Raw genomic sequence first — 23,498 nt, 5'->3', positions numbered from 1 at the left:
GGCGTGACCGGAACGGGAGGCCCTAGCCATCCCGGCCGCCCGACAGCAGGTGCAGCCGCAGCGCCAACTGCAGCTCCAGCGCCCGGTCCGGCTCGTTCCAGTCGCGGCCCAGCAGCACCTGGATCCGGTCCAGGCGCTGCACCACCGTGTTCACGTGCACGTGGAGTTCGTCCTTGGCCCGGATCAGGCTGCCGCCCGCCCCGAAGTACGCGCGCAGCGTCCGGACCAGGTGCGTGCCGCGCCGTTCGTCGTAGCGCAGGAGCGGGCCGAGGACCGCGGTGACGAAGCCGTCCACGTCCTTCGCGTTGCCCAGCACCACGCCGAGGAAGCCGAGCTCACCGACGCAGGCGCCCTCGCCCGTGCGCCCCAGCACCCGCATCGCCCGCAGGCAGCGCGCCGCCTCCCCGTAGGCGGCGGCGAGTTCGCGGGCGCCCCGGGCGGGGCCCGTGCCGGCGACGGTGACGGGTGCCTGGACGAGGTGGCCGAGCTGTGCGGCCGCCGCCCGCGCCGCGTCGCCGACGGGCACGCCGCCGCCGGCACAGTCGATCAACAGCACCACCGTGCCCGCGTGTTCGGCGCTCACCCCGTGGATGTCCCCGCCGAACAGGTAGCGCATCGCCGCGCCGCCGAGCTTCTCCCGGGCCGCCGCCTCCGCGACCAGCAGCAGATGCGGCCGGTCCAGGTCGACGCCCAGGCGCCGGCCCCGCTCGGCGAGTCCGGCCGGATCGCGTTCCGGGTCGCTGAGCAGGTCGCTGATCAGCTCGCCGCGTATCCGGTTCTCGGTCTCGGCGACCGTGCGGCGCAACAGCAGCAGCAGACCGGTGACGACACCGGCGCGTTCGAAGAGCCGCCGGTCGGAGTCGTCGAGCCGGTCGGCCCTGTGCAGGACGAGACTGGCGAGGAGCTCCTGGCCCGCGAGCACGGCACAGATCCACCGGCCGTCGCGGTGTACGGCGCGTGCCACGTGACGGGACTCCTCGGCGGTCCCGGCGAGCCAGTCGGCGTCCATGCTGTCGGCGGCGAATCCGGAGCCGTCCGGCCGTACGGCAGCCAGCAGGCGCCCGCCCGGGTCATGGACGGTCAGTGGGCTGTCGAGCAGCCCGGCGACGGACACGGCGACGTCCTTCACGTCGCCGCCGCGCAGCACCAGGTCGGTGAGCCGGTCGTGGGCCTCCTCGGCGCGCTGCATGGCGGCCGAGTGGGCGCGTACGGCGGCGTTGGCCTCGGCCAGTTCGGCGTTCGCGCCGGCGAGTTCCGCCAGCGCCGACCGGGTGTCGTCCAGGGCCCGGGCGGTGTCGATCGCGATCGCGGCGTGCGCGGCCAGCGAGCAGAGCAGGGCGACTTCGTCGGGGCTGAAGACGCGCGGGGCCCGGTCGGCGGCGAAGAGGACGCCGATGACCTTTCCCGTACCGCCGCGGCTGGAGCCGAGGAGCAGGGGGACGCCGAGGATCGCGACGAGGCCCTCGTCCAGCACACCGGCGTTGATGTTGCGGGTGTGGCGGAAGCGTTCGTCGGTGCGGTAGTCGGGGGTCGCGTACGGGCTCGCGGTCTGTGCCACCAGTCCGCCGAGCCCCTCGCCCAGTTCGAGGCGCAGCCGCTGGAAGAGCACGGACACCGACCCGTCGGTGACCCGCATGTAGGTGTCCCCGGCCTCCTCGTCGGGGAGCGTGAGGTAGGCGGTGTCGGTGCCCAGCAGCATCCGGGCCCGGCGCACGATGGCCTTGAGCACGTCGTCCAGGTCCCGGGAGGCCGCCAGGTCGCCCGCCGTGTCGAAGAGGGCGGTGAGCTGGAGTTCCCGCCGCCGGTGCTGGCGCAGGGCGCCCCTGATCCGCAGGGCGGTGGCCGCCGCCCGCTCCACCTCGGCCAGCTCGGCGGCGGACACCCCGGCGGCCCTGGCCTCCGAGGTGACGCCGCCGAGCGCCTCGGCGGGGGCGTCGTCGGCCAGCAGGTCGAGGAGGCGTGCCAGCAGGGGCGCGGCGGAGGGGGACGGTTCAGACATGGGCGGCCATCGTTCGTCGGGGGGCGGGCGGAAGGTCAGTTGGCGGTCCAGCCGCCGTCCATCGCGAGGGAGGTTCCGGTGACGTGCCCGGTGCCGGGACCGCACAGCCACAGGACGGCCCCGGCCACGTCGCCGGGTTCGATGAGCCGTTTGACGGCGCTGCGCTCCAGCATGACCCGGCCCACCACCTCCTGTTCCGAGATGCCGTGGCTGCGGGCCTGATCGGCGATCTGGTTCTCGACCAGGGGGGTGCGCACATAACCGGGGCTGACGCAGTTGCTCGTCACCCCGTGGGGCGCCGCTTCGAGTGCGACCACCTTGCTCAGTCCCTCCAGTGCGTGTTTGGCCGACACGTAGGCCGATTTGTAGGGGCTGGCGCGCAGCCCGTGGACGGACGAGATGTTGACGACGCGCCCCCAGCCGCGTTCGTACATGCCGGGGAGCGTCCGGCGCAAGATGCGGAACGGTGCCTCCACCATCACCCGGTGGATCAGTGTGAAGCGGTCCGGCGGGAAGTCGTGCACCGGTGCCACATGCTGCAGCCCCGCGTTGTTGACCACGATGTCCGCGTCGGCGGGCAGCGCGTCCACCGCCTCGGCCACGGAGAGGTCGGCCACCCAGGCCGTTCCGCCGATCCGCTCGGCCAGGTCCTCGGCGGCGTCCGCGGCCTTGTCCACCACGTACACATGGGCGCCCGCGGCGGCGAGCGCCTGGGCGCAGGCCAGTCCGATGCCGCTCGCCGCACCGGTGACCAGGGCGGTGCGCCCGGCCAGGAACCGGTCTGCGGGAGGTGTGGGGGGTGCGTGGTCCGGGATCCGGGAAGTCTGCATGGGCGTCACGGTAAGGAGGTCACCGCCCGCATCACACGGGGTCGGTGCACACACCCTGGGGCGACGGCATGGTGGTGGCGTACATGGTGCGGGGCGGGCGGCGGGCGCGCGGTCCGGGCGGTGCTCCGCGGCCCCGCGGCGGCGCAAGGGGAGCGCCGCACACTGCGGGACACGGCGGATGTCCGCCTGCCACATGGGCGGGGCGCGCCCCGGCCCATAGGTTCCGGCAGCAATCCGCACGTCCGACCAGGGAGGCCCCACCGTGCGCCCACCGACCATCCGACGCCTGCTCCGCCGCGTCGCCTGCGCCGCCGTTCTCGCTCTGCTCGCCACGACCCCGGGCACCGCCGCGGCCGCCCCCACGGCCCCCGTGGCCGCCGGCCTGCAGCAGGTCACGGGCTTCGGCTCGAACCCCGGCAATCTGCAGATGTACGCCTACACGCCCGACGACCTGCCGGCGGGTGCGCCGCTGGTCGTGGCCCTGCACGGCTGCACGCAGACGGCCACCGCCTACTACACCCACTCGGGCTGGCCGCAGTACGCCGACCGGTGGGGATTCGACGTGGTCTTCCCGCAGACGACGGCGGCGAACAACCCGCTGTCGTGCTTCGGCTGGTTCGACCCGGCCGAGAGCACCCGGGGCCGGGGAGAGGCCGCGTCCGTGGTGCAGATGGTCGAGTACGCGAAGCGGACGTACGGCTCGGACGGCCGCCGGGTGTACGTCACCGGGCTCTCGGCGGGCGGCGGTATGACCGCCGATCTGCTGGCCGCCTATCCGGACGTCTTCGCGGGCGGGTCCGTGGCCTCCGGGCTGCCCGCGCAGTGCGCCACGAGTCAGGCGGCGGCGTCCGGCTGCCAGACGGGGCCGCAGAAGCTGACGCCCGCCCAGTGGGGCGACAAGGTCCGCGCCTCCTACCCGGGCTGGACCGGGCCGTGGCCCCGGGTCGCGATCTGGCACGGCACCTCGGACTACACGGTGTACCCCGCCAACGCAGCCGCGCTGCGTGACCAGTGGACCGATGTCCGGGGCATCGGCCAGACCCCGTCCCGTACCGAGAGCCTGCCCGGCGGCACGACCCGGAGCGTGTACGAGGACGCGTCCGGGCAGTCGGCCGTGGAGACGTTCATGGTGTCCGGCATGGGGCACGGGCTGGCGGTGGACCCCGGATCGGGCGACGGCCAGTGCGGGTCGACGGCCGCGTACTTCCTGGACACCATCTGCTCGACGTACCGCACGGGCGTGTTCTGGGGTCTGGACCGGGACACGCCGGGCGACGGGCTGCCGGCCCCGGCCGGTCTGACGGTCACCGGGGTCACGGACAGCACGGCGTCGCTGGCGTGGAACGCGGTCGGGGGAGCCGCCTCGTACCGGGTGTACCGCGACGGCGTCCAGGTGGCCTCGACGGCCTCGCTCTCCGTCACGGACACCGGGCTGAGCGCCGGGGTCCCGTACCGCTGGACGGTGGCGGCGGCCGACTCCTCGGGCACGGTGGGGGCCGTGTCGTCCTCCGTGACGGCGACCACCTCGGGCGGTACGGAACCCGTCCGGTGCTTCACGGCGACGAACTACGCGCACGTGACGGCGGGACGGGCGCACACCTCGGGCGGATACGTCTACGCGAAGGGCTCCGGGCAGAACATGGGCCTGTACAACGTGTTCGTGACCCATACGCTCAAGGAGTCACCGGCGGGCCACTTCGTGATCGCCGACTCCGGCTGTCAGGCCGGGTCCTCGTAGTCGGCCCTGATCTCCTTCGGCAGTTCGCAGCCGTCCTCGACCGCGGTGAGCGACACGATCTGCCCGGTGCCGGAGCCCTCCGCCGCGTAGTGCCGGGCGTACACCTTCCAGCCCCGCTTGGCGAGGGTGCGGAAGGTGACGTCCTGCTCGGCGTGGCTGGAGACGATCTCCCATTCCTGCTGGCGCAGCTGCCGCACGGCCGCCTCGAAGGCCCCGGCCGCGCCCGCGGCCGGCACGTCGCCCGTCCAGGGCGCGACGCACGTGTGCCAGTCGCCCGCGGGCAGGGCGGCCGTGGAGGTGTCACCGGCGGGGAGTCCCGCGGTCCCGGCGGCGGCGGCCGTCTCGCCGGCCACTGTCTCCCTGGTGAACGGCACGGTGGGCTCGGGTGACGGTTCGGGCGCGGTCCCGTCCTCGCCCACGAGGCCGCAGCCCGCGGTCACCGTCATGAACGCGCTCACCGCGGCGGCCACGGCCACCGTTCTTCTCGTACCCACTGGTGCTTCCCGCCCCGGTCGTTCCGGCGGTCTCCCGCCTGCTGATCCCCGCCGGAGTTTCGCACGGGCCTTGACCTGCTGTGAAGCCCTTCTCCCGGAGCGCGGCCGGCTGCGGTGGCCGTGCGCCCGGGGAGGCCGCGGAGCGCCCCGGTACAGTGAGCGGGTCGTCATCATGCCCGTACGGGGGGAAGCCGGTGCGAATCCGGCGCTGACCCGCAACCGTCATCCGCCCGCAGCGGCGGTCAGCCGGAATGCCCCGTGCGTGAGTGTGACCGGCTCGTGCCACCGGAACCCCGGTGGCCGGCACCGTCGAGGCATACGGGGCCGGAGCCCGGCGCGTCCGTGCGCCCGAGCCCGGTCCTCGCAGGAGAGGCCCAGCCCGTCATGACCGTACGCCGCCGCGCGGCAGCGCTCGCGATCACCGCCGTGCTCTGTGCCGGGGCCGCCCCCGCGGCGGTCGCCGCCCCGAGCCCGTCCCCCTCCGCGTCCGCGGAGCTGCCGCCCGGTCTGTACGGCACGAAGGACCCGACGTACGACGGTGTGTGGCGCCAGTCGGTGGCCTTCCTGGCCCAGAAGATCGAGCTCGTCACGCCCGCCACGCAGTCGGTGGACTGGCTCGTCGGCCAGCAGTGCGCCGACGGGTCATTCACCTCGTACCGTGACGCCTCCGCGCCCTGCGACGACACGACGGTGGCGGACACCAACGCGACCGCGGCGGCGGTCCAGGCCATGGTCGAGCTGGCCGTGCACCGCGAGGTCGTGGACAAGGGCGTCGCCTGGCTGAAGTCCGTACAGAACGAGGACGGCGGCTGGGGCTACAACCCGGGCAGCCCGAGCGACGCCAACTCCACCGCCGTCGTGATCGGCGCGCTGGCCCGGGCGGGCGTACCGCTGGCCGCGGTCACCAGGGAGGGCGGCGGCACGCCGTACACGGCGCTGCAGTCGTTCGCCCTGCCGTGCGGGGGCAAGGACGGCGGGGCGTTCGCCTACCAGCCGGACAAGGACGGCACGCTCACGGCCAACGCGGACGCCACGGCGGCAGCGGTGCTCGGCGCGATGGGCAAGGGCATGGCGGCCGGCACCTCCAACGCGGTGAAGGCGCCCTCCTGCGCCGAGGGCACGGACCTGACCCCGGAGCAGTCCGCGCAGAACGGCGCCTACCACCTCGCGGGCGCCCTGGCCGGCTCCGGTCATCTGGAGCTGCCGCCGATGCCGGGCGCCGAGGACACCGAACCGCAGCCCGACTTCGGCAACACCGCCGACGCCGTGGTCGCGCTGGCGGCGTCCGGCCACAAGGACAAGGCGGCCGGAGCGGTCGCGTACCTGGAGAAGAACGCTCAGGACTGGGCCGAGGAGGGCGGCCCCGCCGCCATCGCCCAGCTGGTGCTCGCCGCGCACGCGACCGGGACCGACGCCCGCGACTTCGGCGGCGTCGACCTCGTCAGGCAGCTCAACGCGACGGGCCCCGCGCCCGCCGCCACCGCCGTGCCCTCGCCGACCGCGACCGCGCGGGAGCCGAAGGACACGAGCAGCGACGACGGCGGGCTCGGCGTCTGGTGGCTCATCGGCATCGGACTCGCCTTCGGCGCGGGCATCGGCTTCCTGCTCAGCGGACGCCGGAAGAACCAGCAGCTGTGAGGCGCCCGTCGGGCACCGCGGCGCTGCTCCTGCTCATCGGCGCTCTGCTGACCGTGGCGGGCGCGGGGAGCGCGCAGGCGGCCGGGTACCGCTACTGGTCGTTCTGGGAGGGCGACGGCGGGAAGAGCTGGACGTACGCCACACAGGGCCCCTCCCTGGTGCGACCCGACGATGGCGCGGTGCAGGGCTTCCGCTTCGCGGTGAGCGAGGACTCCCAGGACTCGGCGCAGCCGCGCCGGGCCCCGGACTTCGGGGCGATCTGCGCGGGCACCCCGGCGAAGGACGGCCTCAAGCGGATCGCGCTGGTCATCGACGCGGGCACGGCGGCGGACGCCCCGGACGGCGAGACGCCGCCCACGCCGCGCACCGCCTGTGCGCGGGTGGCCCCGGACGCGAGCACCGCGGAGGCGCTCGCCTCGGTGGCGAAGCCGCTGCGGTACGACGGTTCGGCGATGCTCTGCGCGATCTCGGGCTATCCCGGGTCCGGCTGCGGTGAGCAGGTCGACGGGGACTCCGGTGCCCCGGAGTCCGGCTCCGGCGGCTCGTCCGCCTCGGACGCCTCGGACGCCGCGGACGGCGGCTCCGCCGGCGGCGGTCCGTCGGCCGGTGTGCTCACCGGGATCGGTGCGGTGCTCCTGCTCGGTGTCGCCGCAGTGCTGCAGGCCCGTCGCCGCCGATGACCCGCTCCACCGGCGCGGCCCGGCTCCACCGTGCCCTGCGCGCACCCGAGGCGACCCGCAGCAACGCGCTGCCGGCCGGGGCCTGGTGGCTGTGGGCGCTCGGCCTCGCCGCGGCCGCCTCCCGTACGACCAATCCGCTGCTGCTCGGCCTGCTGGTGGGCGTGGCGGGCTATGTGGTGGCGGCCCGCCGCACGGACGCACCGTGGGCCCGTTCGTACGGGGCGTTCATCAAGCTGGGGCTGTTCGTGGTCGGTGCGCGGCTGGTCTTCTCCGTCCTCCTCGGCTCGCCGGTCCCGGGTACGCACCTCCTGTTCACGCTCCCCGAACTGCCGTTGCCCGACTGGGCGCAGGGCGTCAGGATCGGCGGCCGGGTCACCGCCGAGCAGGTGGTCTTCGCCCTGTACGAGGGGGCGAAGCTGGCGGCCCTGCTGATCTGCGTCGGTGCGGCGAACTCGCTCGCCAGCCCGGCCCGGCTGCTGAAGTCGCTGCCGGGAGCGCTGTACGAGGCGGGGGTGGCCGTGGTCGTCGCGATGACGTTCGCGCCGAATCTGGTCGCGGACGTGGTGCGGCTGCGGACCGCCCGCCGGCTGCGCGGCCGCCCGACCGGCGGGATCGGGGCGGTGCTCCAGATCGGGCTGCCGGTGCTGGAGGGCGCCCTGGAGCGTTCGGTGGCGGTGGCGGCGTCGATGGACGCGCGGGGGTACGGGCGCACGGCCCAGGTCCCGGCCGCCGTCCGCCGCACCACGAACGCGCTGACGCTCGGCGGGCTGCTGGGCGTGTGCGCGGGCACGTACGGGCTGCTGGCCGCCGAGGGCGCCGTGTACGGGCTGCCGCTGCTGCTGGCCGGGCTGGTCGCCGCCCTGGCGGGGCTCCGGCTGGGCGGCCGCCGTACGGTCCGCACCCGCTACCGGCCGGACCGGTGGGGCGCGCGTGCCTGGCTGGTCGCGGGTTCCGGCGCGGCCGTGGCCGGGGCGATGATCTGGGCGGCCGCCGTCGGCCCGGCGGCGCTGCGCCCCGGTGTCGTACCGCTGACCGCCCCCGTACTGCCGCTGTGGCCCGCCGCCGCGGTGCTGATCGGGCTGCTGCCCGCCGCCGTGGCGCCCGTCCCGCCGCCGGCCTCCCCCAAGGACTCCGAGGAGCAGGCGTGATCCGGTTCGAGCAGGTTTCGGTGCGGTACGAGGGAACGGACCGTCCCACGCTCTCGGGGGTCGATCTCACGGTCCCCGAGGGGGAGCTCGTGCTGCTCGTCGGCCCGTCCGGGGTCGGCAAGTCGACTTTGCTGGGTGCCGTCTCCGGTCTCGTACCGCACTTCACCGGCGGTGTGCTGACCGGCCGGGTCACGGTGGACGGCCGGGACACCCGTACCCACAAGCCCCGTGAGCTCGCCGATCTGGTGGGCACGGTGGGTCAGGACCCGCTCGCGCACTTCGTCACCGACACCGTCGAGGACGAGCTGGCGTACGGCATGGAGTCGCTGGGCCTGGCCCCCGACGTGATGCGGCGGCGGGTCGAGGAGACGCTGGACCTGCTGGGCCTGGCGGAGCTGCGCGACCGGCCGATCGCCACGCTGTCCGGCGGCCAGCAGCAGCGGGTCGCGATCGGCTCGGTCCTCACCCCGCACCCGAAGGTCCTGGTCCTGGACGAGCCGACGTCCGCCCTGGACCCGGCCGCCGCCGAGGACGTCCTGGCGGTGCTCCAGCGGCTGGTGCACGACCTGGGCACGACCGTGCTGATGGCCGAACACCGGCTGGAGCGCGTGGTGCAGTACGCCGACCGGGTCGTTCTGCTCCCGTCGCCGGGAGCCGCCCCGGTGACGGGCGCGCCCGCGGACGTCATGGCCGTCTCGCCCGTGCGCCCGCCGGTCGTGGCCCTGGGCCGGCTGGCCGGCTGGGAGCCGCTGCCGCTGTCGGTGCGCGACGCGCGGCGGCGGGCGGTGGACCTCCGGGAGCGGCTGGCCTCCGTGCCGCTCCCGGCGCCCGGGACGACGGCCCCGTCCCCGGAAGCCGCCCCAAAACCGCTCCCCGCTCCCGCCGCCGCGCCCCCCGGGCTGTTCGGCCGGCTGCTCGGCCGCCGTCCGCGCACCGCGCCCGAGCCCCTCGACGACGCCGTCACCCGGGTCGAGGGCCTCGGGGTGCGGCGCGGGCGCGTCGAGGCGCTGCGCCGGGTGACGCTGTCCGTCGCGCCCGGGGAGACCGTGGCCCTGATGGGCCGTAACGGCGCGGGCAAATCGACCCTGCTGAGCACGCTCGTCGGGATGATCGAACCGACCACGGGCTCGGTCCTCGTCGGCGGTCTGCACCCGTCCCGTACGGCGCCGCGCACCATGGCGCGCCGGGTCGGACTCGTACCGCAGGAGCCGCGCGACCTGCTGTACGCGGACACGGTCGCCGCCGAGTGCGCGGCGGCCGACTCCGACGCGGGCGCTCCGCCCGGCAGCTGCCGGGCCCTGGTGTCCGAGCTGCTGCCCGGTGTGCCGGACGACACCCACCCCCGCGACCTGTCCGAGGGGCAGCGGCTCGCCCTCGCGCTCGCCCTGGTGCTCACCGCCCGTCCCCCGCTGCTCCTCCTGGACGAGCCGACGCGAGGCCTCGACTACGCCGCGAAGGCCCGGCTCGTCGGGGTGCTGCGCAGGCTGGCCTCGAAGGGGCACGCGATCGTCCTGGCCACGCACGACGTGGAACTGACGGCGGAGCTGGCCCACCGGGTGGTGATCCTCGCCGACGGCGAGGTCGTCGCCGACGGGCCGACCCGGCAGGTGGTGGTCTCCTCCCCCGCGTTCGCCCCGCAGACCGCGAAGATCCTGGCCCCGCAGCAGTGGCTGACCGTGGCACAGGTGGGCACGGCGCTGGAAGCGTCCACCTCCGGGGAGCCCGTCGCGTGACCGGCTCCCGTCCGGCGCGCCCGGTCCGGATCGGCCCGCGTGCCGCTGCCGCACTCGTCCTGGTCAGCGCCATCGGGGTGATGGCCTTCGGCTGGCCGCTGCTGGCCGGCGAGGGCTCCGGTGTCACCGCCCATGCCCAGGGCGCGCCGTGGCTGTTCGCGGCGCTGCTCGTCCTGCTCGTCGGCGTGGTGGTCGCGACGGTCGCGGACGGCGGCCTGGACGCGAAGGCGGTCGCCATGCTCGGCGTCCTCGCGGCGGTGGGCGCCGCGCTGCGCCCGCTGGGTGCAGGGACGGCGGGCCTGGAGCCCATGTTCTTCCTGATGGTGCTGAGCGGCCGGGTCCTGGGGCCGGGATTCGCCTTCGTGCTCGGCTCGGTGACGTTGTTCGCCTCCGCCCTGCTCACCGGAGGGGTGGGGCCGTGGATGCCGTTCCAGATGCTGTCGATGGGCTGGTTCGCGATGGGCGCGGGCCTGCTGCCCGGTCCACAGCGGCTCCGCGGCCGGGGCGAGGTGCTGATGCTCGCGGCGTACGGGTGCGTGGCGGCGTTCGCGTACGGCACGGTGATGAACCTGCAGGGCTGGACGCTCGTGGCGGGGCTCGGTTCCGGGATCTCCTTCGTCGAGGGCGGCCCGCTGCACGAGAACCTGGTCCGCTTCCTCGCGTACTGCCTGGCGACCTCGCTCGGCTGGGACCTGGGCCGCGCCGTCCTGACCGTGGTCCTGACCCTCACGGTCGGACCCACCCTGCTGAGGGCCCTGCGCCGGGCCACCCGGCGTGCGGCGTTCGAGGCCCCCGTCACCTTCGAGGCTCCGAAGGGATGACCGGCCGCCGGTGCGGAGGCCCGGCCCCGCGCACCGGCCGCCGGGCCTCCCGGGGATCATGAGGCGCATGAACGCCCTGCTCTCCGGCTTCGCCCCCGTCTGGACGCTGACCGCCGTCGGTTACGCGGCCGGGCGGAGGCGGTGCTGGGCCGGTTCGTCTTCCATGTGGCCATGTGCTCGGACCTTCGCCCGGCTGAGCCGTTCGAGTCCCGGCACCCTTCGGCCTGCGTGCGGGTCCTACCGCTCGCCGCCCGCGGGCCGGGCCACCGGCACCGCGTCGCCGCCGCCCTCGTCCGCCGTACGGCCGGGCAGCGGCTCCGCCGCGTCGTCGGCCCGGGGCCGCAGGCGCCGGGGCCCGGACAGCACATAGGTCAGCCCGAAGCCCAGGGCGACGACCAGCGCGCCGCCGACCGCGTCCAGCACCCAGTGGTTGCCCGTGGCGACGATGGCGGAGACCGTGAACAGCGGGTGCAGCAGACCGAGGGCCTTCATCCACGCCTTCGGCGCGAGCAGCACGATCACCACCCCGCACCACAGCGACCATCCGAAGTGCAGCGACGGCATCGCCGCGTACTGGTTGGTCATCGACGTCAGCGTCCCGTAGTCCGGCTTCGAGAAGTCCTGCACCCCGTGCACCGTGTCGATGAAGCCGAGGCCCGGCATCAGCCGGGGCGGTGCGAGCGGGTAGAGCCAGAATCCGACCAGGGCGAGGACCGTGGCGAAGCCGATGGAGCTGCGGGCCCAGCGGTAGTCCGGGGGCCGGCGCACGTACAGCACACCCAGGATCGCGAGCGGCACGATGAAGTGGAACGTCGAGTAGTAGTAGTCGAAGAAGTCCCGCAGCCAGGCGATGTCGACGACCGCGTGGTTGATCCGGTGCTCGATGTCGATGTGCAGCCACTGCTCGACGGAGTGGATCTGCCGGCCGTGCTCCTCCGCCGTGGAACGGCCCGCGGTAGCCGCCAGCCGGACCTGCGCGTACGCGGAGTAGACGACCCTGATCAGCAGGAGTTCCAGCAGGAGGTTGGGGCGGCCGAGCACCCGTCTCCAGAAGGGCACCAGGGGCACCCATGCGAAGCGGGACGCGACCGGACGGGCGTGGTCGGTGGGAACGGGGCTCTGCCAGTACGGCGACGTGCGGGCCAGGAACGGCGCCGCGCAGGCCGCGCCGAGGGCCGCGATGAGCAGCACGTTGTCGCGTACGGGAAGGAGCACCCCGACGTTCGGGAGCAGCATCTTCCCCGGCAGGGTGACGACGAGCACCACGACGGCCGGCCACACCAGCCGGTCCGAGGCGCGGGTACCGACCCGGCCGACGACGGCGAGCAGCACCCAGAGCAGCTGGTGCTGCCAGGTGGTGGGCGAGACGGCGACGGCCACGCAACCGGTGACGGCAACCGCCAGGAGGAGCTGTCCGTCCCGCGCGTAGCGGGCCGCGCGCCGCAGTCCGACGACGGTGACGGCGGCGGCCAGCGCCAGGAACAGCCCGGTCTCCAGGGGGCCTTCGAAGCCGAGGCGGAGCAGCGCACCGTGCAGGGACTGGTTGGCCAGGCTGTCCGGGTTCTCGCCGAGTCCGGCGCCCGCGGGATGGCGCACCCAGTACGTCCACGAGTCGTGCGGCATCGCCGCCCAGGCCAGCACGGTGCACAGGGCGAAGGCCGCGCCACCGGCAGTCGCGGCCCGCCGCCGGCCGGTGAGCCAGAACAGGACGGCGAAGAGCAGGACGGTGGGCTGCAGGGCGGCGGCGATGCCGGTCAGCACGCCCGGCAGGCGTTCGCCGCGCGCCACGAAGCAGGCGAGGACGACCAGCAGGACGGGCAGGATGCTGGTCTGGCCCAGGTACAGGGTGTTGCGTACGGGCAGCGACACCATCAGCAGGGTGACCGCCACGGGGGCCGCGAGGAACGCGGTGCGGCGGCTGACAGGGCCGGGCAGGGCGCGGGCCGCGACGAGGCCGAGCGCCACGACGAGCAGCAGCGAGCCGAAGGTCCATGCGACGCCGAGTGCCTGTTCGGCCGAGGTGGTCATGGGTTTGAGCACCAGCCCCGCGAACGGCGTGCCGCTGAACCTGCCGGGGCCGTACAGGGACCCCGCGGCATGCAGAACACCGTCGCCGCCCGTCCAGGCCGTCAGGTCGGCGAGGCGTTCGCCGGGCCGCTCCCGCAGCACCACCGCCATCTGCCGTACCGCCAGCACGGCGATGACCAGCCAGAGGACGACCCGGGCCGCCCCGGCCCTCGTCCCCGGGTCCGCCGCCACGTTCCCCCGCACACTGCGCTCCGCATCTGCCACGCTGCGCCGACCCTCCCACCGTTGCGTGCACTGTCCCCTCGGCCCGGGTGTGCGGATGAAGCTTCGCACCGCCCTGGGAGGTAGACACAATCAACCTCCTCCATGCCTGACTGTCACCCCGCATTTGCCCGAAAGAATGCCCAGAACATGAACGCCGCTCCTGCGGGCCTCCCGGAACCGGATGATCCGGCCACTCGTCCGATCACGTATCCGGCCGTACGCGCGCCGGGCTTCCGGGGGAGATGGATCATGCGTCACGGACGGGGACGGAGCGGTACGTTCAGGCGGGTGCTGTCGCTGCTGCTGGTACTGGCGGCCCTGCAGCTCGGCTCGCTGATCGGCCCGGCCTACGCCTGCGGATGCGGGGCGATGGTCACGGCCGGCGAGACGCGGCTCTCGGTGGGCCGGGAGACCTCCGTCGTGCACTGGGACGGGCGGACGGAGCAGATCGTCATGCGGCTCACGGTCGACGGCGACGCACCGGAGGCCGCCTGGATCATGCCCGTGCCGCACCGCGCCTCCGTGGAGCTGGGCGATCCCGGCCTGTTCGAGGAACTGGCGGAGATCACCGCACCGGAGTACCGGGACCGGAACTACTTCTGGCCGCGCGAGGGCGACTGGCCGCTGGACCGGACGGACGGTGCGGGCGCCCCCGCCTCCGGTGCGGACGGGGCGCCGGAGGTCGGAGTGGTGGACCGGGAACGGCTGGGTCCGTTCGATGTCGCCCGGCTGACCGCGACGGACCCGGAGGCGCTGCGCGGCTGGCTGGAGTCGAACGGCTTCGAGCTGCCCGACCGGCTGGCGACCGCCCTGCGGCCGTACGTCGCCCAGGAGTGGGAGTACGTCGCGGTGCGCCTGGCACCCGAGGAGGACGGGGCCGCCCTCGGCGGCGCGCTCGAACCCCTGCGGCTGAGCTTCGCCAGCGACCGGCCCGTGTACCCGATGCGGCTCTCGCAGCTCGCCCGGAACGGGCAGTCCCTGGGCCTTTACGTGATCGCGGAGCACCGGATGGAGCCGGCCGGAAGCATCGGCGGGCAGGCACCCGAGGTGACGTACGCCGGGCGGCTGGAGCGGACCGCGGCCGGCGGCGCGCTCGGTGAACTCATGGCGGGCGGGCCCGCGTTCCTGACCGCGATCGACCAGTCCTTCCCCGAGCCGGAGCTGATCGACGGCGACCACGAACTGCGCGCGGCCACCGCCGACACCCCCTACCGGACCGTCCACCACGTCGACAGGCTGCTGACGGTGGGCGGCTTCCCGGTCTGGCTGCTGACGGTGCTCACCACGGCGCTGCTCCTCGCCGTGGCCGTCCCGCCGGCCCTGCGGGCGCGGCGGCGGCCCTGACCTCAGCCGTCGTACGTCGGGGCGTCCGCCTGCCAGCCGGCGACCAGGGGGACGTCCGAGGCTCCGTCCAGGACGACGACTCCGAAGGGGCGGTCGAACGCGATGTGCCGCACCACCCGCGGGCGGGGAGCGGCCCCCGACCGCATCGCCACGACCGTGACCGCCGCGGCCTCCACGCCCTCCTCCGCGATCTTCAGGACGGCTTCCTGCACCACGTCGGAGACATGGAGGGACTGGGGCGAGAGCCCGGAGAAGTCCGCCTCGGCCGCGCTGGTCGCGAGCCGTAGCCCGAGCGCGGGCAGCTGTTCGGTCACCTGGACCTTTGTGCGCAGGGTGAAACGCGGAAGCCCGATGGTCACCTGGTCGGCATCCGGCGCGGCACGCCCTTCGCGAGGCGCCCACGCCGCGCGCAGTACCTGAGCCGGCCCCGCACCCCGCTCCCCCAGGACGAGCCTGATCCGCGCCGGGGCGGCACCGTCCGGCTCCGTACGGCAGCGCAGCTCCACGACGTCCGCGCCCGCCACCGTCCAGGCGTCCCGCACCGGCACCGACGCGTGCATCGTCGCCGCGGGGCGGGTCCGGCCCGCCGTGTCGGTGAACAGGACGTCCGCGGTGCGGTGCGCGTCGAACGGCCTCTCCCAGAGCGCCTTCAGCGCCAGTGCGTTGACCAGCGCGAGCGCGACGTCCCCGGCCGGCTCCAGCGGCAGCCGCTCGATCAGGCCGCCGGTCCGTTCGCACACCCAGGCATCCATCGCGTCCGGGTCCATCGGCCCGAAAGCGATGTCGGGCAGCGCCTGTTCGTACTCCGGGAGGACGGGCACCCTGGCCCACACCCGGGTGGCCACGCGCAGCGCCCCGGTCCCTCCCCAGTCCCGCGCCGCCCCGGTCACGACGGCCGCGGCCTCCCGGTCCGCGACCCCGAGCAGAGCCCGCAGTTCCGCGGCCGTCTCCCCGCGGGCCCCGGCCGCTACGGCGGCCAGTGCCAGCCAGAGACCGGCGGGCGAGCACACGAAGCTCCCGTCACCGTCGCGCGCCAGCTCCCGTATCCACTGCTCGCCGAGCCGCCGGACGGCTGCGTCCCGGGTCGCCGGGCCGGTGTCCCGCATCATCTCTGCCCCCTACACATAAATGGTTCGTCGTCTCCGGTGGTACCGCAGCAGAATGGCCCGATGACGTGGACCGTGGCCCCCGAACGCTTCGACACCCCCGACGCGGCACTGCTGCGGCGGGACTACTACGACGAGGTGGCGAGCCGCTACTGGGGCCGGCCGGCGACCCCCGGGGAGATCGACGAGGGCCTCGCCGACGACGGTGCCGAACGGCTCGCCCCGCCCACCGGGGAGTTCCTCGTCGGCCGCCGCGGGGACGAGCCGGCGAGCTGCACGGGCCTGCTGCTGGTCGACGCGGACACCGCGGAGCTGACCCGGGTGTTCGTACGGCCCGCGTATCGCGCCACGGGCGGCGGGGGGCTGCTGCTCGCGGCCGCCGAGCGCGCGGCACGGTCCTTCGGGGTGCGGCGGATCCGGCTGGACACCCGCGACGACCTGGTGGAGGCGCGCGGGCTGTACACCAAGCACGGGTACCGGGAGATCCCGGCGTTCAACCAGGGGCCGTACGCGGAACACTGGTTCGCCAAGGAGCTGTGACCAGGCTTCAGGGCCTCCTGGTCCCGGCCCCGGTTCGCCCCTGGTGGCTGGAGGTGGTTCTCCGTCAGGCCGAGTGGTCACGGCGCGGTTCGGGCATGTGCGGGCGCTCCTTGCTCGACCCGCTCACCTCGGCGGTCAGCTCCGTCACGAGGCGGACCAGGTCGGTGGGCCGCTCCGGGCCCCACCAGTCCCCCAGCATCTCGGCCAGGGACTCCTCACGGGCCTGCGCCAGCCGGACCACGGCCTCGGCGCCCCGGTCCGTGAGCACCAGCTGCAGCCCTTCGCGACGGGCCAGGCCGCGCCCCTCCACCTGCCGGGCCGCCTCGATGATCACTTTCAGCGGCACCGGGGCGACATCGGCGAGGATGGCCGGTTCGACGGTGCCGTGCCGTTTGATCCGCAGCAGCAGCCAGCTGGAGGCGGGCAGCAGGTCGTACCCGGCCTTGGCGGTGATCTTCTCGTAGATCTCCCGGCGCCCCTCCCGGGTGGCCAGCACCGACAGGGCACGGGCGCACTCGTCGTACGAGGACCGCTGGACCGGGTTCGACGCCAGGGTCTCGCTGGGCTCGGGGGCGGTCACCGAACCCCGCAGGGGGTCCTCCTTGAGGAACCAGGCGAAGGCGAAGGCGACCACGACGACGGGGGCCGCGTAGAGGAAGACGTCGGTGATCGAGGACGAGTACGCGCTGAGCACCGAGGAACGCAGATCCGCGGGGAGGCGGCTGATGGCCCGCGGGTCCCCGGCCAGGGCCTCGGCGTCGACCCCGGGGGGCAGGGAGCGGCCGGCGAGCGCCTCGCCGAGCTTGCCGGTGAGCCGGTTGGTGAAGAGGGTGCCGAAGACGGCCACGCCGAACGACGCGCCGATGGACCGGAAGAAGGTCGCTCCGGACGTGGCGACCCCGAGGTCCTGGTAGCTGACGGCGTTCTGGGCGACCAGCACCAGCACCTGCATGACCAGGCCGAGTCCGGCGCCGAAGACGAAGAAGCAGAGGCTCATCCGCAGGGTGGAGCTGGTCTCCGACAGTTGGTGCAGCAGCATCAGGCCGGCCGCGGTGACGGCGGTGCCCACGACCGGGAAGACCTTCCAGCGGCCCGTCCGGCTGACGATCTGGCCGGAGCCGGTCGAGGTGATCAGCATGCCGAACACCATCGGCAGCATGTGCACGCCGGACATCGTCGGCGTGATGTCGTGCACCACCTGGAGGAAGGTCGGCAGATAGGTCATCGCGCCGAACATCGCGAATCCGATGACGAAGCTGATGACGGCGACGAGGCTGAACGTCCTGATGCGGAACAGCTTGAGCGGCAGCACGGGTTCAGCCGCCCGCCGCTCGGTGCGGACGAACGCCACGAGGAGCACCACGGCGAGGACCGCGAGGGCGATGATCCGGGCGGAGTCCCAGGCCCAGGTGGTGCCTCCGAGGGACGCGACGAGAACGAGACAGGTGGCGACCGAGGCGATGAGGAAGGTGCCCAGGTAGTCGATGGTGTGCTTGGTGCGCCGGACCGGGATGTGCAGGACCGCGGCGATGACGAGCAGCGCGACGACGCCGATCGGCAGATTGATGTAGAACACCCAGCGCCAGCTGAGGTGCTCGGTGAAGAGGCCGCCCAGGAGCGGCCCCAGGACACTGGTCACGCCGAAGACCGCACCGAACAGCCCCTGGTACTTGCCTCGTTCACGCGGGGTGACGATGTCTCCGACGATGGCCATGGACAGGACCATCAGTCCGCCGCCGCCGAGCCCCTGGAGCGCGCGGAAGCCGATCAGCTGCGGCATGTCCTGGGCCATGCCGCAGAGGGCCGATCCGAGGAGGAAGATGACGATGGCCGTCTGGAAGAGCTTCTTCCGGCCGTACTGGTCGCCGAGCTTGCCCCAGAGCGGGGTGGCCGCCGTCGCCGCCAGCATGTAGGCGGTCACCACCCATGACAGATGGTCCAGGCCGCCCAGCTCGCTGACGATGGTCGGCAGGGCGGTGGAGACGATCGTCTGATCGAGTGCGGCGAGCAGCATGCCGAGGAGCAGTGCGCCGATGGCCACCAGGACACCCCGCCGGGACCTGCCCTCACCCGGCGCGAGTGCGAGGGGCTGCGGGCTCAGCTGCTCGGCCATGAACGTCTCCTCCGGTCCGCTTCCACCCCATCCTGGCCGCTGTGCCCCGTTATGGCCTGCCGAGCAGCGGTGCGGGCGTTGGGCTTCCCGGCGGCGGCCTGCATAATCGCAGGCAGTTCAAAGGGGAGGGGAACCCACGATGACCGGACATATGTGCCCGGAGTGCGGTGGCGAGCAGGGCGCGAGACCGGGGACGGGCGCGGATCCCGGGAGCAGGGGACCCGCCTGCGCCTGCGGGGCCCGCACGGCCCGGTTGCCCGGTGAGGAACACCGGGCCGCACGCTCGGCGGAGATGGCCGCGGCCGAGGACTTCGACCCGCTGCGGATCAGGCCGTACGTGACGCTGTCGAACGACGACACGCAGGGGCAGGCCGCACCCGCCGCGGCCACGACGATGCCGCTCTTCCTGGGCGGCCCGGCCGGCGGCGCGGCCGGCGGTCCTGCGGGCCCGCCTCCGGACCCGGGCGCGGCGGACGAGACCCACCGGCGTAGCGCCGCGGCCTACGCGGGCAGCGGCCCCGAGCCCGTACAGCCGCGGCGCCGCCGGCCGTTCGCCGTCCTGGCCGTGGGGGCGGCCGTGGTCGCGGTGGTGGGGACGGCCGCCTTGGCGGGAGGCCTGTTCGACAAGGAGGACATCCGGGAGGAGGCCCTGCCCGAGATCGCGACGAGCGTCCCGGACGCGAGCGAGGGACCGGCCGCCTCCGTGTCGGAGTCCCCGTCCGCGTCCGCCTCTCCGGTCCCGTCCCCGTCCGCCTCGGCATCGCCGTCCGCCTCTCCCTCCACCTCCGCCCCGAAGAGCCCGTCGGCCTCCCCTTCTGCCACCACCGCCTCCGGGACGCCGTCGCCCTCGGCGGCGGCTACCGGGGCACCGAGCGAGTCGGCGGCGCCGCCCGCCCAGCTCACCGGGCCGACGCTGCGGCGCGGTGACCAGGGCCCGGAGGTGGCCGAGCTCCAGCGCCGGCTGCAGGAGAAGTGGCTCTACCACGAGCGGGACAACGGAAACTTCTCGGACCGGGTGGAGCGGGCCGTGCGGGAGTTCCAGAACTGGGTGTCCGTCCGGACCGATCCGCCGGGTGTGTACGGGCCGGAGACCCGTCGAGCACTGGAGGCCCAGACGACCGGTGAGGGGCGGGACACCTGAGGTCCGGGGGGCCGTCGGACCCGCGGGAAGGGCGGCGCGACCTGCGGGATTGGCGTTCCGGCCACGGTTTTTGTATCGTGATGGAACAAAGTAGCCTCCGCCCGTTCTCCCTGACCGGCGGGCGGGGCTGCTTGTTCTCCTGAGGAGCACGTACGCGCTCCTCGCTGTTCCCCCGCTCTGGAGCCTGCCGATGTCGGCCACCGTCCTCGTAGCCCGCGCCCTCCTGCTGGACATGGACGGCACCCTGGTCAACTCCGACGCGGTGGTGGAGCGCTGCTGGCGGCGCTGGGCGCTCGCGCAGGGCCTCGACCCCGAGGCGGCGCTCAAGGTGGTCCACGGACGCCAGGGTTACGCCACGATGGCCGCCCTGCTGCCGGACCGCCCGATGGAGCAGAACCACGCGGAGAACCGGATCATGCTCGCCGAGGAGACCGCCGACATCAACGGTGTGGTGCCCATCGCGGGTGCCGCCGCCTTCATGGCCTCCCTCGCCGCCCTCCCCCACGCGCTCGTGACCTCGGCCGACGAGGCGCTCGCCCAGGCCCGGATGACGGCCGCAGCCCTGCCGGTGCCCAAGACCCGGGTCACCGCCGAGCTGGTCGGCGCCAGCAAGCCTGATCCCGAGGGCTTCCTCAAGGGCGCGGCCGAGCTGGGCTTCGACCCTGCGGACTGCATCGTCCTCGAGGACTCCGAGGCCGGCATCACCGCCGGCCGGGCGGCCGGCATGCGGATCGTGGGCATCGGCCCGCGCGCGGCGGCGCTCTCCCCCGACGCCCACGTCGAGGACCTGACGCAGCTCCGGGTGGAAGTGGCCGGCGACGGCTCGATCCGCCTGCACATCGAAGCCCGTTAGCGGCACCCCTCCCCGGACCCCGGCGCGACGGGCCACCACCCGCACCCACACCGCCACCGGGGCCTGCGGTGCGCGCGGTCGCACCGCGCCCGCCTCCAGGCCGGGCAGCCGGTGATCCCGCGCCCGTCCACGCCGCCAGGCGGACTCCGGCGCGACGAAGCCGAGCAGCGGCCCCGGCGAGCACATCACCCAGCCGATGAGCAGGGGCGCGACGCCCGGTCGCACGGCGGCAGCCGGCCGGCGACCCGGATCTCGCGGAGGGCGGCCGGGTGAAGCCCGGGCGATGACGGCGGCGGCAGCGTCCCCGGCCTGGCACACCGTCACTGACCGCCCGTATCCACCCGGTTGAACCGCGGCTCGCCCAAGCTCCGCGCTCGAACAGACTTCGGACCGGACGTCAGACCTGGCTCCCTACCTCTTGATGTGACGTGCGCATGTCGCCACTCTGTTACCTGGCGACCATCCCACAGAAACCCGGTGCCGCCACGATGACCTGGCCCACAGGTCATCCGCCCGAGGTCCCCCCACGTCAGAGGAGTTCGCATGTCCGGTATCTACGCGCGTCGCATAGCCGTCGTCGCCGCCACCGCCGCACTCGCCGCCACCACCGGTCTGCTCACGGCCCCGACCGCCCAGGCCGCGATGCCCACCCCGGTCAGCGCCTCGACCGCCCGTACGTATCTGAGCGAGCTCTCCGTCCGCACCGAGGGTTCCTCCACCGGCTACAGCCGCGACATGTTCCCGCACTGGATCACCCAGTCGGGCGCCTGCAACACCCGCGAAGTGGTCCTGAAGCGGGACGGCACCAACGTCGTCCAGGACTCCGCCTGCGCGGCGACCAGCGGCAGTTGGTACTCGCAGTACGACGGCGCCACCTGGACCGCCGCCTCCGACGTGGACATCGACCACATGGTCCCGCTCGCCGAGGCCTGGCGCTCCGGCGCGAGCAGCTGGACCACGGCGCGGCGCCAGTCCTTCGCCAACGACCTGACCCGGCCTCAGCTCATCGCGGTCACGGACAACGTCAACCAGTCCAAGAGCGACCAGGACCCGGGCGAGTGGCTGCCGCCGCGTACGGCCTACCGCTGCACGTACGCGCGCGCCTGGGTGCACGTGAAGCACTACTACGGCATGTCGGTGGACTCGACCGAGAAGAGCGCGCTGCAGTCCGTGCTGAACGGCTGCTGACCCACCTCACTCCGGCCACCGGGACACCCCGTGCCCGGCCGGAACCAGCCCGCCCTCCTCCGTCGTTCCGTACCGTACGGAGCCATCGGTCACGGCGACGCGAGGAGGGCACACATGGCCGGGCTACGCCTGGGACCACTGCTGCGGTATGTCGACTGGGAATCAGGCTCCCGGGCGACCGTCTGGGTCGAGACGACCAGGCCCTGTACCGCTGAGGTCCGCTGCGCGGACGGGGCGTCGGGCTCCTCCCCCACCTTCGCGGTCGAGGGCCACCACTACGCGCTGGTCGTGGTGACGGGACTGACGCCCGGCTCGGCCACGGCGTACGAAGTGCTGCTCGACGGCCGCCGCGCCTGGCCCCTCGAAGGCTCCCGTAATCCTCCGAGCACGATCACCACCCCCGCCGTACCGCAGCCGGAGGAGGCCGGGCCCGTCCGGATCGCCTTCGGTTCCTGCCGCTGGGCGGCTCCGCCCGCCCGGGATCACGACCCTTCCCCGCACTCGCGGCCGCGTTCGAGCGGGGGAGACCCCATCGGCCCGGACGCCCTCGACACCCTGGCCGCCCGGCTCGCCGCCGATCCGACGGCCGTACGCCCCGACGTACTGCTGCTGCTCGGCGATCAGGTGTACGCGGACGAGACGTCGAAGGCCACCCGGCAGCGGATCGCGGCGCGGCGCGGTCTCGAGGAGTCGCCCGGGGCCGAGGTCGCGGACTACGAGGAGTACACCCACCTCTACGACGAGTCCTGGCGCGACCCGGACGTACGCTGGCTGCTCTCCACGGTCCCCAGCTGCATGATCTTCGACGACCACGACGTCATCGACGACTGGAACACCAGCGGCGCCTGGCTGGAGGACATGCGGCGCACGCCGTGGTGGCACGAGCGGATCGTCAGCGGGCTGATGTCGTACTGGGTGTACCAGCACCTCGGCAACCTCTCCCCCGACGCCCTGGCGGCCGACCCGACGTACGCGGCGGTACGCGCCGCCCCGGACGCCACCGAGACGCTGCGCCGCCACGCGGCCGAGGCCGACGCCGATCCCACGCGCACCCGGTGGAGCTACCGGCGTGTTTTCGGCCGAGTAAGGCTGCTCATGGTGGACACCCGTGCGGCCCGCGTCCTGGACGAGCAGGAGCGGTCGATGCTCGACGCCGGGGAGGCCCGCTGGATGCGCGAGGAGGTCCTCACCGACCGGGCCGCGTACGACCATCTGCTGATCGGCACCTCGCTGCCGTGGCTGCTGCCGCCGCTCGTCCACGACGCGGAGACGTGGAACGCGGCACTGTGCCGCGGAGAGCGTGGCGGGCCGGACGGGCGCTGGGCGCGCATCGGGGAGAAGATGCGCCGCGCCTCCGACCTGGAACATTGGGCCGCCTTCCCCGAGTCCTTCCGTCAGCTGTCGGAGCTGCTGCGGGAGGCGGGCCGCGGTCCCGGCGCCCCGGCGACGGTATGCGTGCTCTCGGGCGATGTGCACCACGCCTACATCGCGGAGCCCCAGTGGTCCGATTCCGCGCCGGACGACACACCCGGGGCGCGGATCCTGCAGCTGACCTGCTCTCCCGTGCACAACTCGATCCCCGCCACGATAAGAGTCGGCTTCCGTTTCGGCTGGAGCCGGGTGGGCCGGTGGCTCGGCCGGGGGCTGGCGCTCCACGGACGGGCGGGGGCCGCACCGATGCGCTGGCACAAGTCGGGCGGACCATGGTTCGGCAATCAGCTGATGACCCTCACGCTGCATGGCCGGAATGCCGCGCTGACATTGGTTCAGGCCAGAGAAAGGCCCACGGGCGCCGAGCTGGAGACCGTCCTGGAACGCACCCTGACGTCGAACGAATGAG

17 protein-coding genes, 1 pseudogene and 1 riboswitch are annotated in these 23,498 nt (G+C 73.9%); of the genes and pseudogenes, 12 read left to right on the top strand and 6 right to left on the bottom strand.

The features are described 5' to 3' along the window. Positions 1-22 precede the first annotated feature (22 nt). Together AB0F38_RS03155 and AB0F38_RS03150 are read right to left on the bottom strand one after the other, a co-directional pair. The gene (locus AB0F38_RS03155) at positions 23-1,999 is read right to left on the bottom strand and encodes a GAF domain-containing protein (protein ID WP_361885727.1); all 1,977 of its coding nucleotides are present in this window, start codon (positions 1,997-1,999) and stop codon (positions 23-25) included. A gap of 35 nt (positions 2,000-2,034) precedes the next feature. After that, on the bottom strand, positions 2,035-2,829 hold the full coding sequence (locus tag AB0F38_RS03150) for a 3-hydroxybutyrate dehydrogenase (protein WP_361885724.1): 795 nt from the start codon (positions 2,827-2,829) through the stop codon (positions 2,035-2,037). A gap of 262 nt (positions 2,830-3,091) precedes the next feature. Between AB0F38_RS03150 and AB0F38_RS03145 the strand changes: the two genes are divergently transcribed. Further along, complete coding sequence (locus AB0F38_RS03145; protein ID WP_361885721.1) at positions 3,092-4,567, top strand: PHB depolymerase family esterase; 1,476 nt, start codon at positions 3,092-3,094, stop codon at positions 4,565-4,567. On the opposite strand, the gene AB0F38_RS03140 is transcribed toward AB0F38_RS03145, so the two are convergent. After that, the gene (locus AB0F38_RS03140; protein ID WP_361885718.1) at positions 4,549-5,061 is read right to left on the bottom strand and encodes a hypothetical protein; all 513 of its coding nucleotides are present in this window, start codon (positions 5,059-5,061) and stop codon (positions 4,549-4,551) included. The two genes, AB0F38_RS03145 and AB0F38_RS03140, sit on opposite strands and share 19 nt — an antisense overlap. A gap of 154 nt (positions 5,062-5,215) precedes the next feature. Then, positions 5,216-5,339: riboswitch (cobalamin riboswitch) on the top strand. 106 nt (positions 5,340-5,445) lie between these two features. Between AB0F38_RS03140 and AB0F38_RS03135 the strand changes: the two genes are divergently transcribed. The 5 genes from AB0F38_RS03135 to AB0F38_RS03115 are packed head-to-tail and all read left to right on the top strand — an operon-like array spanning position 5,446 to position 11,081. Further along, positions 5,446-6,699 carry a prenyltransferase/squalene oxidase repeat-containing protein gene (locus tag AB0F38_RS03135; protein ID WP_361885715.1) on the top strand — a complete coding sequence of 418 codons (1,254 nt, stop codon included), beginning with the start codon at positions 5,446-5,448 and terminating at the stop codon, positions 6,697-6,699. After that, the gene (locus AB0F38_RS03130) at positions 6,696-7,379 is read left to right on the top strand and encodes an SCO2322 family protein (RefSeq protein WP_361885712.1); all 684 of its coding nucleotides are present in this window, start codon (positions 6,696-6,698) and stop codon (positions 7,377-7,379) included. The genes AB0F38_RS03135 and AB0F38_RS03130 overlap by 4 nt, the downstream gene beginning before the upstream one ends. Continuing rightward, entirely contained in the window at positions 7,376-8,527 is a 1,152-nt protein-coding gene (locus AB0F38_RS03125; RefSeq protein WP_361885709.1) for an energy-coupling factor transporter transmembrane protein EcfT, read from the top strand. Before AB0F38_RS03130 ends, AB0F38_RS03125 begins: the two co-directional genes overlap by 4 nt. Beyond that, entirely contained in the window at positions 8,524-10,260 is a 1,737-nt protein-coding gene (locus tag AB0F38_RS03120; RefSeq protein ID WP_361885706.1) for an ATP-binding cassette domain-containing protein, read from the top strand. Before AB0F38_RS03125 ends, AB0F38_RS03120 begins: the two co-directional genes overlap by 4 nt. Continuing rightward, complete coding sequence (locus AB0F38_RS03115) at positions 10,257-11,081, top strand: ECF transporter S component (RefSeq protein WP_361885703.1); 825 nt, start codon at positions 10,257-10,259, stop codon at positions 11,079-11,081. Before AB0F38_RS03120 ends, AB0F38_RS03115 begins: the two co-directional genes overlap by 4 nt. 237 nt (positions 11,082-11,318) lie before the next feature. On the opposite strand, the gene AB0F38_RS03110 is transcribed toward AB0F38_RS03115, so the two are convergent. Next, positions 11,319-13,373 (bottom strand): bifunctional glycosyltransferase 87/phosphatase PAP2 family protein, encoded by a 2,055-nt coding sequence (locus tag AB0F38_RS03110; RefSeq protein WP_361885700.1) that lies wholly within the window; start codon positions 13,371-13,373, stop codon positions 11,319-11,321. Between the two features lie 249 nt (positions 13,374-13,622). Here AB0F38_RS03110 and AB0F38_RS03105 point away from each other — a divergent pair, with 249 nt between their 5' ends. Continuing rightward, positions 13,623-14,717 carry a DUF2330 domain-containing protein gene (locus tag AB0F38_RS03105; protein WP_361885698.1) on the top strand — a complete coding sequence of 365 codons (1,095 nt, stop codon included), beginning with the start codon at positions 13,623-13,625 and terminating at the stop codon, positions 14,715-14,717. Between the two features lie 2 nt (positions 14,718-14,719). On the opposite strand, the gene AB0F38_RS03100 is transcribed toward AB0F38_RS03105, so the two are convergent. Continuing rightward, positions 14,720-15,826, bottom strand: a complete 1,107-nt coding sequence (locus AB0F38_RS03100; RefSeq protein ID WP_361885695.1) for a serpin family protein — start codon at positions 15,824-15,826, stop codon at positions 14,720-14,722. A 60-nt stretch (positions 15,827-15,886) separates the two neighbouring features. Between AB0F38_RS03100 and AB0F38_RS03095 the strand changes: the two genes are divergently transcribed. Then, the gene (locus AB0F38_RS03095) at positions 15,887-16,363 is read left to right on the top strand and encodes a GNAT family N-acetyltransferase (protein WP_361885693.1); all 477 of its coding nucleotides are present in this window, start codon (positions 15,887-15,889) and stop codon (positions 16,361-16,363) included. Positions 16,364-16,427: 64 nt separating this feature from the next. Here AB0F38_RS03095 and AB0F38_RS03090 read toward each other — a convergent pair. Then, positions 16,428-18,479, bottom strand: a pseudogene (locus AB0F38_RS03090) (MDR family MFS transporter); the annotation flags it as partial. Between the two features lie 136 nt (positions 18,480-18,615). Here AB0F38_RS03090 and AB0F38_RS03085 point away from each other — a divergent pair. From AB0F38_RS03085 to AB0F38_RS03070, 4 genes are all read left to right on the top strand, one after another. Continuing rightward, positions 18,616-19,617 (top strand): peptidoglycan-binding domain-containing protein, encoded by a 1,002-nt coding sequence (locus AB0F38_RS03085; RefSeq protein WP_361885690.1) that lies wholly within the window; start codon positions 18,616-18,618, stop codon positions 19,615-19,617. 190 nt (positions 19,618-19,807) lie between these two features. Continuing rightward, positions 19,808-20,470 carry an HAD-IA family hydrolase gene (locus tag AB0F38_RS03080; protein ID WP_361885687.1) on the top strand — a complete coding sequence of 221 codons (663 nt, stop codon included), beginning with the start codon at positions 19,808-19,810 and terminating at the stop codon, positions 20,468-20,470. Positions 20,471-21,013: 543 nt separating this feature from the next. After that, positions 21,014-21,658, top strand: a complete 645-nt coding sequence (locus tag AB0F38_RS03075) for an HNH endonuclease family protein (RefSeq protein ID WP_361885684.1) — start codon at positions 21,014-21,016, stop codon at positions 21,656-21,658. Between the two features lie 114 nt (positions 21,659-21,772). Next, complete coding sequence (locus tag AB0F38_RS03070) at positions 21,773-23,497, top strand: alkaline phosphatase D family protein (protein WP_361885682.1); 1,725 nt, start codon at positions 21,773-21,775, stop codon at positions 23,495-23,497. The last annotated feature ends 1 nt before the right edge of the window (position 23,498 follow it).

Source organism: Streptomyces sp. NPDC025273 (genome assembly GCF_040638585.1).
GTDB lineage: Bacteria > Actinomycetota > Actinomycetes > Streptomycetales > Streptomycetaceae > Streptomyces > Streptomyces cinereorectus.
This window is presented reverse-complemented; position numbering and strand designations above follow the sequence as displayed.